This is a genomic window from Macrococcus sp. PK (assembly GCF_022501545.1).
GTDB lineage: Bacteria > Bacillota > Bacilli > Staphylococcales > Staphylococcaceae > Macrococcoides > Macrococcoides epidermidis.
In genome coordinates, this window is the sequence record NZ_JAEPRF010000006.1 from 13,952 (window position 1) to 26,174 (window position 12,223).

Below are 12,223 nucleotides of genomic sequence, written 5' to 3' on the forward strand. Positions count from 1 at the left end.
GACCTATGAATTAAAAATTCATAGGTCTTTTTTTAGTACCAAGTACTAAACATTTGGTACAATAGAGTTATCATTTATAAGAAGGTGGATAATTTGTATTATACAGAAAAAGAAATAGAAGTGCGTTATGCAGAAACAGACAAAATGGATGTCGTTTATCATGCAAATTATTTAATATGGTTTGAAGTTGCTCGAACAGATTTTATTGCAAAAGCTGGATTCAGCTATGCAGATATGGAAAAAGATGATCTAATTTCACCTGTATTAGATGTAAATGTAAAATATAAACGCTCAATTACTTATCCTGAAAAGATAACAATCAAAACATGGATACATGCTTATTCAAAGTTAAAAACTGTCTATGCTTACGAAGTGATTAAAGAGAATGGGGAGATTGCTGCCACAGGACAAACAACACATGTCGTACTAAAAAAAGGTAGCGATCGACCAATACGATTAGATCGCTATTATCCAGAGTGGCATGCCAAGTATCTGGAGTTTGTTGCAATGGGTGAACTTTAAAATATACAAAAGTAGCCGGGTCAATATTGACCCGGCTTTTTTGGAGCTATTCTATATTTAATTTCATCATTTACTGCCACAACATTCATCGTGTCATCTTTGTAATACCATAGATCCGTTTCTTCAACAAAGTAGACGAGTCCACCTTTTTCTTCCTGATAGCCGACATTTTGTAGTTTATCAACCATAAATCCTGGTGAATAGCCTTGTTTTAATTGAAATGAGCCACCATAACGAATAAAAAACTTTAAACCTGAACCTTCTGGGAAATCAAATTCTGATTTAAACCACTCAACTGCTGTATCATTTAAATTTATCTGCATGATAAACCTCACTTCTTCTTAAAATTTATTTTAGGTTCTGAACCGTTCATGATACGTTCTATATTTGATTTATGTCTAACGATGATAACAATCATAATGATAAACGATACAACCATTAAAATTTTATCATCAAAAAATAGTGAACCGATAAAATTTGCGATACTTGTTAGCATACTTGTTAGTGACACCATTTTCGTTGTAAACAATAAACTAAAGAAGATGACAGCAATGATTAAGAATAGCACCGGATTTGTACCAAGGATCACACCTGCACTTGTAGCAACAGCTTTGCCACCTTTAAATTTTAAGTATATTGGATATACATGGCCGATAACTGCTGCAACACCGATGATAATGGGATGAACATTCTGATTAAATATAACTGGGAATAGTGCGGGAATCGTACCTTTTAAAACATCAAAGATCGTTACGAATATTCCTGCCTTCTTACCGAGGATTCTAAACGTATTCGTTGCACCTAAATTCCCACTGCCATGTTGTCTAATATCTATATTGTAAAATAATTTACCAATAATTAATCCTGTAGGGATACTACCGATTAAATATGCTGCGATTAACATCATCGCGATAACCATAAAATCTCTCCTTATATTAGCAGGTACTAATAGTTATTCATAAAAACATACTATTATTATAGCTTATTCAGATGAAATAGAAAATAATTATCGAAATTCCATCGCTATTATTTTAATTCATCTATGATAGCCCGTACCGTTTTTATAGTGTTTATGATAAAGTTGAATAGAGCACAACTATTTACTACTATAAATATATTATGTAAACTTTTATGTTTTTGTATAAATACTTGCAAAAATATAGGGATTAGATAAAATAGTGAATGTGTATAAATTAAACGAACGTATGTTTGTAGGGGGTAATATTTTGCCGAAAAATCAATATAATGATGAATCGATACAAGTTTTAGAAGGTTTAGAAGCAGTTAGAAAAAGACCTGGTATGTATATCGGTTCTACTGACACAAGAGGGCTTCATCATCTTGTATATGAAATTTTAGATAATTCTATCGATGAAGCGTTAAATGGTCATGGTAATAAAATAGATGTGATATTGAATGAAGATGATTCTGTAACAGTAACAGATAATGGGCGTGGGATGCCGACAGGTCTGCATAAGACAGGTAAACCGACACCTGAAGTAATTTTTACTGTATTGCATGCCGGAGGTAAGTTTGGACAGGGTGGATATAAAACGACAGGTGGTCTACACGGTGTAGGGGCCTCTGTAGTAAATGCTTTAAGTGAATGGTTAGAAGTAACGATTCATAATAATGGTAAGATTTTTAAACAACGTTTTGAAAGTGGTGGTGTGGCTGTAACTACTTTAGAAGAAATAGGGACATCAAAAAAAACAGGAACGCGTGTAACATTTAAACCGGATCCTTCAATTTTTAAGCAAACGACGAAATTTAACTATGAAACGTTAAGCGAGCGTCTACGTGAGTCAGCATTTTTATTAAAAGACTTACATATTTCAATCACGGATAATCGTGTAGTTCCGGAACGTCACGATGATTTTTATTTTGAAGATGGCTTAAGTGATTTCGTGAAATTTGTTAATGAAGGTAAAGAAACCTTACATGAAGTGGCGCATTTCAGCGGTACATCAAATGAGATTGAAGTGGAAGTTGCCTTCCAGTACAATGATCAGTATTCAGAGACGATACTTTCATTTGTTAACAACGTACGTACGAAAGATGGCGGGACACATGAAGTTGGTATGAAGACAGCGATGACGCGTGTATTTAATGAATATGCGAGAAAGATTGGTGAATTAAAACAAAAAGATAAAAATCTGGACGGTAATGATATTAGAGAAGGTATGACTGCGATTATCTCTGTTAAGATTCCAGAACATCTTTTACAGTTTGAAGGTCAAACGAAATCTAAGCTTGGGACAAGTGAAGCAAGAAGTGCAGTAGATGCGATGCTTGCTGAACAGCTACCGTATTATTTTGAAGAGAATGGTAAGCTGAGCCAGGTACTTGTGAAAAAAGCTGTAAAAGCAGCTCAAGCAAGGAATGCTGCACGCAAAGCACGTGAAGAGGCTAGAAATGGTAAGAAAAATAAGCGTAAAGAAACATTATTGTCAGGTAAATTAACACCTGCTCAAAGTAAAAATACAGAGAAAAATGAACTATATTTAGTAGAGGGTGACTCTGCCGGCGGTTCTGCTAAACTAGGACGCGATCGAAAATTTCAAGCGATACTGCCATTGCGTGGTAAAGTCATTAATACAGAGAAAGCTAAGCTTGAAGATATATTAAAGAATGAAGAGATCAGTACGATTATTCATACGATCGGTGCCGGTGTCGGCAACGACTTTAATATTGAAGATAGCAATTACAATAAAGTGATTATCATGACAGATGCAGATACAGATGGTGCACATATCCAGGTATTATTACTTACATTCTTCTTTAAATATATGCGCCCGCTTATTGAAGCAGGAAAAGTTTATATAGCGTTACCACCTTTATATAAAGTTTCAAAAGGTAAAGGTAAAACAGAAGTGATTGAATATGCATGGACGGACGATGAATTAAAAGATGTACAGAAAAAAGTAGGTAAAGGATTTATTTTACAGCGATATAAAGGTTTAGGTGAAATGAATGCCGATCAGCTTTGGGATACAACGATGAATCCTGAAACGCGCACATTAATTCGTGTTGAAATAGATGATGAACTAAGAAGTGCCAAACGTGTATCAACATTAATGGGTGATAAAGTTGAGCCACGACGTGACTGGATTGAACAAAATGTTGAATTTGGTATGCAGGAAGATGCCAGTATACTTGAAAGTGATGAGTTATTGTTACTTGAAGAAGAAGAGGATGTTGCTGTGATTAAAGATGTAGATTTATCTGAAGGAGGTATAGCGTAATGCAGGAAAATATACAAAGCTTACCTTTAGAAGATGTTATAGGTGATCGATTTGGACGCTATAGTAAATATATTATTCAGGATCGTGCAATACCAGATGTCAGAGACGGTCTAAAACCAGTACAACGTCGTATTTTATTTGCGATGCATGCTGAAGGTAATACTTATGATAAGAACTTCAGAAAAAGTGCTAAAACAGTAGGTAACGTTATCGGTAATTATCACCCACATGGTGATACTTCAGTATATGATGCAATGGTCCGTATGAGTCAGGACTGGAAATTACGTCACGTCCTCGTTGAAATGCACGGTAATAACGGTAGCATCGATAATGATCCTCCTGCAGCAATGCGTTATACAGAAGCAAAATTATCTAAACTTGCCAGTGTATTATTACGTAATATTAATCAGGATACTGTTGATTGGGTACAAAACTTTGATGATACTGCAATGGAGCCTATGGTGCTACCTGCAAATTATCCTAATCTATTAGTCAATGGGTCAACAGGTATCTCTGCAGGTTATGCCACTGATATACCACCACATAATTTGAGTGAAGTAATCGATGCCACATTAATGATCATCGATAATCCTAATGTTACTACTGAAGAAATTATGACAGTCATGCCAGGACCAGATTTTCCGACAGGTGGTATTATTCAAGGTAAGTCAGGTATAAAACAAGCATATGAAACGGGTAAAGGTAAAGCGATTGTACGTGGTAAAGTTGAGATTGAAAAATTACGTGGCGGCAGAGAAGAGATTGTTATTACTGAAATTCCTTTTGAAGTGAATAAAAGTACGCTTGTTAAACGTATTGATGAATTAAGAGCTGATAAGAAGATTGAAGGCATTCTTGAAGTTCGTGATGAAACAGATAGAAATGGTTTGAGAATTGCCGTTGAGCTTAAGAAAGATGCTAATGCAGAAGGTATATTAAACTATTTATATAAAAATACTGATTTACAAGTTGCCTATAACTTTAATATGGTAGCAATCAGTGACAGACGCCCAAGTCTTTTAGGTGTCAAAGCGATGCTACAAAGTTATATCAAGCATCAACAGGAAGTTATTTTACGTCGTAGTCAGTTTGAGCTAGATCAGTCTAAAAAACGAATGCACATTGTTGAAGGTCTCATTAAAGCATTGTCGATTTTAGATGAAGTGATTGAAACGATTCGTCAGTCTAAAAACAAAAGCGATGCAAAAGAAAATTTAAAAACTAAATATGACTTTACAGAAGCACAAGCTGAAGCCATTGTGATGTTACAGTTATATCGTTTAACGAATACGGATATCGTGCAATTAGAAAATGAACATGATGAATTAAAGGCAACTTTAGAAAAGCTTGAAAAAATCCTTAACGATAAAAAGCACTTAATGTCGGTGATTAAACGTGAACTTAAAGCTGTACAAAAAGACTTTAGTGAACCTAGATTAAGTACTATTGAAGACGAGATTCAGGAAATTAAGATTTCTAAAGAGATTTTAATTCCTAGCGAAGAAGCAATTGTAAGTATTACGAAAGACGGTTATATTAAACGTACTTCACCAAGAAGTTTTGGAGCAAGTGGATTAAATGAACTCGGAACTAAAGAAGGAGATTCAATACTTGATTATAAAGAGAGTAATCTGCAGGATGTACTGCTTGTGTTTACAAACTTAGGGCACTATATCTACATACCAGTTCATCAGTTACCTGATGTGAAATGGAAGGAACTTGGTACACATTTATCACAAATTGTCCCACTCACGCAAAATGAATATGTTGTAGGAATGATCAATGTTAATGACTTTAATCAGGAACAAAGTATAATGATAGCGACACAAAATGGAATGATTAAAAAGACATTGCTTAATGATTTTAATGTGACACGTTATTCAAGACCGATTGTCTGTATGAAGTTAAAAGATGATGATCAGGTAATTACTGTACAATCTATCACAGGTGAAGAACATATACTTGTAGTTACTCAAAATGGTTTTGCATTACATTATTCCTTAGCTGAAATCAATAATATTGGTATTAAAGCTGCGGGCGTAAAATCAATTAATCTCAAAGATAATGATAAAGTTGTTTCAACTGAAATTCTTTATCCGGAGAGTGATCTTATTATTGCGACGCAACGTGGAGCAATGAAAAAGATGAAAATAGATTTATTTGAAGAAAGTAAGCGAGCGAATAGAGGCGTTGTTATCTTAAAAGAGCTCAAATCTAATCCGCATAAAGTAGTTAATGCATATATCATAACCGATGATTTAAACTTTACATTATCTGCTTCAAATGAAACATATCAGTCTAATACAAAAACAATACGTAATGCTGATCGATATACAAACGGTAGCTTTATCGTAGATGAAAAAGAATTTGGACAGATTGATGCATTTAATCTTATGATTGCTGATGAGTAAGTATTAAATTTTACGGTTAAATATTGTTTGATAGCTTATTAATATATAATAAATAAATTTATATATAAAAAAATAAAAATTGAAACCTTCATATTCTATGATAAAATGAACTTTGTATTATTTTTATTAAAGAATATGGAGGTTTTATATGTTTTCGAATGTTGATTTTGATGCAATGATACCAGAGTGGTTTAAATCGATTGTCACTGCTGGTAATGATTTAATATGGACTGAATTTTTAATCGGTTTATTATTACTTGCTGGATTCTTCTTTAGTTTAAGTTCAAGATTTGTTCAGTTTAGATGGTTACCTGAAATGTTTAGGGTAATCGGTGAGAAACCTGAAACACTCGAAGATGGGAAAAAAGGTATTTCATCTTTTCAGGCTTTTGCTATAAGTGCAGCAAGCCGAGTAGGTACTGGTAATATCGCTGGTGTTGCAACTGCAATTGTCTTAGGGGGTCCAGGTGCAGTTTTCTGGATGTGGGTCATTGCATTCTTTGGTGCTGCAAGTGCATTTTTTGAAGCGACACTCGCGCAAGTATATAAAGTTAAAGATGAAAAAGGTGGTTTCCGCGGGGGACCAGCTTACTATATGGAACATGGATTAGGTCAAAAATGGTTAGGTACAACATTTGCAATACTTATTACCGTAACATTTGCTTTTGTCTTTAATACGGTACAATCAAATACGATTGCTGCAAGTTTTAAAGAACAATATAATTTTGATCCATTCTGGACAGGAATCATCCTGGCTGTGATTACGGCACTTGTAATCTTTGGTGGCGTACGTTGGATTGCTAACGTGTCAACAGCAATTGTTCCTTTAATGGCGATTCTTTATATCTGTATCGTATTGTTTGTATTAATCACACATATTAGTGATGTTATTCCGATGCTTATGCAGATCATTAAAGGTGCATTCGGTTTAGAACCAGCATTTGGTGGTGCTTTAGGGTTTACCATCATGCAAGGTATTAAACGTGGATTATTCTCAAATGAAGCAGGTATGGGTTCTGCTCCAAATGCTGCAGCTACTGCAGCAGTAAGTCATCCGGTTAAACAAGGGTTAATACAATCCCTTGGTGTATTCTTTGATACGATGCTAGTATGTACGGCTACTGCAATAATGATTTTATTATATGGTGGTTTAGAGTTTGGTGAGAAAGCCCCTCAAGGGATTGAAGTTACTCAAGCAGCTTTAAACAGTCATATCGGTTCATTTGGCGGAGTATTTTTAACGATTGCAGTATTTTTATTTGCATATTCATCTGTGTTAGGTAATTACTACTATGGACAATCAAACATCGAATATTTGACAACAAATAAAACAGTAATGTTTATTTTCAGATTGTTAGTAGTACTCATGGTATTTTTCGGAGCTGTTATTAAAGTTGAAACAGTTTGGTCTACAGCTGATTTATTTATGGGATTAATGGCCATCTTAAATATTACAGCAATCATTGGATTAGCACATGTTGTATTCGAAGTTGCAAAAGATTACGGAGAACAACGCAAAAAAGGTTTAAATCCAGTGTTTAAGACAAAACATGTTAAAGCAGATTTATCATCTGTTGAAACATGGGGAGAGAATCCTTACGAATATCATCCTGAACAGGATAATCTAGAAACGAAAGAGATTAAAAAAATTAAATAGTAAAACAATTTTCTAAATAAAGACAAAAAGAATCAGCGAATGAAATCATCCGCTGATTCTTTTTATATAACATTATTTAAATAATCCCATAATCGCATCGATAATGGATTGAATAAAGTTCATAAATTTATCCCATACGCCTTCTTTTTCAAGAGAATCCTGGATACTTTTCCCCATATCTTTTGCTTTATCAGCAGCTTGTTTAAAGCCATCTGAATTTTTAATCTCATTGACATAGTCTTTTGCACCATTGATAAACTTATCTTTATTTTCTCCACTGAATACACCAGAATTTTGTGCATTATTAATGAAGTTAACGATGATGTTAATTTGGTTGTCAGAAATAATATTATTCAATCCATTGTTTTCAATCTTCTGTACAACGATATTTTTAATTTCAGTCGTATTTAAGTTAGCACCTTGCTTGGCAATTTCCGCTTTAGCTTCGGCGATTGCTTTATTTAATTGTTCTTGAGAGAACCCTTCTTTGCCGGCATTTTCTGCATTAATATTTGAAATTGAATTCAATTCATATTGAGCGGCTTGCGTCTGTGCAGTGTCAATTGTTTCGCCTTGAGCTTCAAATGCTTTATATACACCAGCTAACGCACTTTCACCAGTAACATCTTCTGCTGCTGCAATCGTAACTTCAGCATCCGTTACACCAGCAGTGAGTAATGCATTTTTGTAAGTATCTTCGGTAATTTTAGTGATTTTACCTGCTGATTGGTTTATATTTAAAGAAAGACCAGATCCAGCTGATAATTTTTTGATTCGAATACTAGATTTTAAAACACTATCGTTAGATTGTAAGCCTAAATATTTTGTTAAATCTGCAGCATGGACATATGTTGTCTTATCACTATCATCTGTGCCGAGTAATGATTTAGTTTTACTTTGCAGATCACTATTTTGTTCAAGGGCAGCACCGTAAACAGTAACAGCTTCAGACCAGGCTTCTTCAGTAACAGCGTCAGCATTTTTAAATGGAACTACAAGTAGTAATAATGCTATTGAAATGAATAATAACTTTTTGTATAATTTCAACTTAATCCCTCCAATTTTTATTTAATATTAAGTTTCACTATATTTACTTATAATATAGCAGCTATATATATAGCTAACATTATTTTACCATGTAACTAAATTGAACACATAGGTCTTTGGAATGAGGTATTTAATATGGGACAATATATTGTCGAAAAAGTGTTGAATAATAATGTATTAATTGCACTTAAAAATAATAAGGAAGTTGTATTGATCGGTAAAGGTATAGGCTTCAATAAAAAAGCTGGGCATACAATTATAGATCAGGATTTAAACAAGATAGAAAAAATGTTCGAACTTAAAACGGAACAGGAAAAAGAACGCTATAAAGATTTAATGACGTTAACAGATGACCATGTTATTGCAACAGTCATCGAGATTGTGGAATTTATCGATAAGCGAACAGATGGACAGATGGACGATAAAATTATTTTATCATTAACGGATCATATCATTTTTGCTCTGAAACGTTATAAAGATGGTATTTTTGTTGCAAATCCATTTTTAAAAGAAACAGAAGCACTATATCAGAAAGAATTTTTAATTGCTGAACAAGTTGTTCAAATGTTAAATGATAAGCTACAAGTTAATTTTCCAAGAACGGAAGTAGGTTTTATTGCGTTACATATCCATTCATCCGTTAATAATCATTCGCTTCGTGATATGAATATGATGGCCGAAGTGATTACAAAAGCGATTCATATGATAGAACAGGATTTGAAAGTTAATATAGATAAGGATTCTATAGCTTATTCAAGATTTGTTAGACATATTAGTTTTGCTGTTCAACGCGTGATGGCTGATGATCGTATGCCTGAACAAAAAAAGTTAGAAAACCTATTGAAAGTACAATATCCATTGTGTTACAATACGGCTGTAAAGATTGTTAAGATGATGCAGACGCATTTAAACAAGCCGGTTTATGAATCAGAGCTTGTATATCTTACAATGCATATTCAAGCATTTAATACTGAAGTAGATAACGTGTAACTGATAAAGCAGGCATGAGTTATTACTGGTACAAAGGGACCAGTATATACTTATGCCTTTTTTGTTAGCTTAGTATTTATGAATATGTATGTAAATTTGCTTTTATCTTCTTCTTATCTTATCTAGCAATCTAAACAAAACATTTTAGGAGGAATAAAATATGTTCAAAACGTTATTCGGTCAATTACAACGTATCGGTAAAGCATTGATGTTACCGGTAGCAATCTTGCCAGCAGCCGGTTTACTTTTAGGGATTGGTGCTGCGCTACAAACTGAATCATTAGTTGATTTTTTCCCGTTTTTAAGCAATGACATTATCGTCAAAGTTGCTTCTATGTTACAAGCCGCAGGTGGAATTATTTTTGATAACTTGCCACTGCTCTTTGCACTCGGGGTCGCTGTAGGTTTAGCTGGTGGTGACGGTGTTGCAGCTATAGCAGCATTCGTTGGTTACCTAGTGTTAAACGTTACAATGGGACAAATTGGAGGCATTAATGCTGAAAATGTTGGTTCTAGTCCTGGTTATGCTACTGTATTAGGTATTCCAACATTACAAACAGGTGTGTTTGGTGGTATTATTATTGGTATTTTAGCTGCTTGGGCATACAATAAATTTTATAATATCCAACTACCGCCATTTTTAGGATTTTTTGCCGGAAAACGCTTTGTACCAATCGTTACAGCTTTTAGTGCTTTTATACTAGGGATTGCAATGTTCTTTATTTGGCCGGCAATACAAAGTGGAATGAATAGCTTATCACTTTACTTAATGGAAGAAAATAAAGCATTAGCAGTCTTCGCATTTGGTATGATTAAACGATTACTAATTCCATTTGGTCTTCATCATATCTTCCATGCACCATTCTGGTTCGAATTTGGAACATATACAAATGCAGCAGGAAAAGTTGTTCATGGTGATTTAAATATTTTCATGGCTCAAATTCAAGATAAAGTCCCATTAACAGCAGGTGCATTTATGCAGGGTGAATTCCCAGTCATGATGTTTGGTTTACCAGCAGCAGCTTTAGCAATATATCATACTGCTAAACCTGAAAAGAAAAAATTCGTAGGTGGTTTAATGGCGTCTGCAGCCTTAACATCTTTCTTAACAGGTATTACTGAGCCATTAGAATTTTCATTTTTATTTGTTGCACCAGTATTATTCTTTATTCATGCAGTATTAGATGGATTATCATTCTTAATCTTGTATTTAATGGATTTACATTTAGGTTATACGTTCTCAGGAGGATTTATTGATTTCTTCACTTTCGGTATTTTACAAGGCAGAACACCTTGGTGGTTAGTAATTCCTGTGGGATTAGTATATGCAGTTATTTACTACTCAGTATTTAGATTCTTTATTGTAAAATTGAATCTAAAAACACCTGGAAGAGAAGATGAAGAGGTTGTGAATAAAGTAACTTCTAATGATGAATTACCTTTCAGTGTGTTAGATGCAATGGGTGGTAAAGAAAATATCAAACATTTAGATGCTTGTATTACACGTCTTCGTGTGGAAGTTAAAGATAAATCTAAAGTTGATGTACCAGAATTAAAAGCGTTAGGTGCTGCAGGGGTATTAGAAGTTGGAAACAACATGCAAGCTATCTTCGGTCCAAAGTCAGATCAGATTAAACATGAAATGGCACGTATTATGTCTGGTGAAGTTACACGTCCAGAACAAGTGCATATCGAAGACCCAGGTGCTGTAAAAGCAGAAGAAACAATTGAAGCTGTTCCAGCAACATCAAATATTTCAACATCTACAGCAACTACAATTTATGCACCAATTACTGGTGAAGTGGTTGAACTTTCAACGGTACCTGATCAAGTATTCAGTCAAAAAATGATGGGTGACGGGGTAGCGATTAAACCAGAAGAAGGATTAGTTGTTGCACCATTTGACGGTGAGGTTAAGATGGACTTCCCGACAAAACACGCACTTGGTCTTGAAAGTAATGATGGTATTGAAGTTTTAATCCACTTCGGATTAGAAACAGTTGGATTAAAAGGTGCAGGTTTTGAAATGTTAGTTAAACCTGGTGATCATGTAACGAAAGGTCAAACATTATTAAAAGTAGACCTAGAATATATTCGTGCAAATGCTGATAGTGATATCACACCAATCATTTTCACAAACTTAACAGACAAATCAATGCACAATATTAAATATGGTCATACAGTTGCAGGAGATGCAATTTTAGATATCAAATAATTATATTGAAACGATTAGGGACTAGCATGCGCTGGTCCCTAATTTGCTTTTTTATGATAATTATGGTTAAATTTGATATTATATTTAACACTAAAGAATACAATAACTTGATTATGTAAACCTTAATTGATTTGTT

At 34.1% G+C, this 12,223-nt stretch carries 9 protein-coding genes; 6 read left to right on the top strand and 3 right to left on the bottom strand.

Features of this window, described 5'->3' with window-relative positions:
• The first annotated feature begins 93 nt into the window (after positions 1 to 93).
• Positions 94 to 522, top strand: a complete 429-nt coding sequence (locus tag JJJ02_RS04790) for an acyl-CoA thioesterase (RefSeq protein ID WP_111714823.1) — start codon at positions 94 to 96, stop codon at positions 520 to 522.
• A gap of 20 nt (positions 523 to 542) precedes the next feature.
• On the opposite strand, the gene JJJ02_RS04795 is transcribed toward JJJ02_RS04790, so the two are convergent.
• Positions 543 to 845, bottom strand: coding sequence for a HesB/YadR/YfhF family protein (locus JJJ02_RS04795; RefSeq protein WP_240837660.1), 303 nt, complete (start codon positions 843 to 845; stop codon positions 543 to 545).
• A gap of 8 nt (positions 846 to 853) precedes the next feature.
• Positions 854 to 1,441, bottom strand: a complete 588-nt coding sequence (gene plsY, locus JJJ02_RS04800) for a glycerol-3-phosphate 1-O-acyltransferase PlsY (RefSeq protein ID WP_240837662.1) — start codon at positions 1,439 to 1,441, stop codon at positions 854 to 856.
• Positions 1,442 to 1,748: 307 nt separating this feature from the next.
• Between plsY and parE the strand changes: the two genes are divergently transcribed.
• From parE to alsT, 3 genes are all read left to right on the top strand, one after another.
• Positions 1,749 to 3,767, top strand: a complete 2,019-nt coding sequence (gene parE / locus JJJ02_RS04805; protein WP_240837664.1) for a DNA topoisomerase IV subunit B — start codon at positions 1,749 to 1,751, stop codon at positions 3,765 to 3,767.
• On the top strand, positions 3,767 to 6,178 hold the full coding sequence (parC, locus tag JJJ02_RS04810) for a DNA topoisomerase IV subunit A (protein WP_240837666.1): 2,412 nt from the start codon (positions 3,767 to 3,769) through the stop codon (positions 6,176 to 6,178). The genes parE and parC overlap by 1 nt, the downstream gene beginning before the upstream one ends.
• A gap of 148 nt (positions 6,179 to 6,326) precedes the next feature.
• Complete coding sequence (alsT, locus tag JJJ02_RS04815; protein WP_240837669.1) at positions 6,327 to 7,835, top strand: glutamine transporter AlsT; 1,509 nt, start codon at positions 6,327 to 6,329, stop codon at positions 7,833 to 7,835.
• Between the two features lie 72 nt (positions 7,836 to 7,907).
• On the opposite strand, the gene JJJ02_RS04820 is transcribed toward alsT, so the two are convergent.
• Positions 7,908 to 8,882 carry a DUF1002 domain-containing protein gene (locus JJJ02_RS04820; RefSeq protein WP_240837671.1) on the bottom strand — a complete coding sequence of 325 codons (975 nt, stop codon included), beginning with the start codon at positions 8,880 to 8,882 and terminating at the stop codon, positions 7,908 to 7,910.
• A gap of 135 nt (positions 8,883 to 9,017) precedes the next feature.
• Here JJJ02_RS04820 and glcT point away from each other — a divergent pair, with 135 nt between their 5' ends.
• A complete protein-coding gene (gene glcT / locus JJJ02_RS04825; protein WP_239242720.1) occupies positions 9,018 to 9,872 on the top strand; it encodes a glucose PTS transporter transcription antiterminator GlcT in 855 nt (284 codons plus the stop codon).
• A 160-nt stretch (positions 9,873 to 10,032) separates the two neighbouring features.
• Complete coding sequence (ptsG, locus tag JJJ02_RS04830; protein WP_239242721.1) at positions 10,033 to 12,087, top strand: glucose-specific PTS transporter subunit IIBC; 2,055 nt, start codon at positions 10,033 to 10,035, stop codon at positions 12,085 to 12,087.
• Positions 12,088 to 12,223 lie beyond the last annotated feature (136 nt).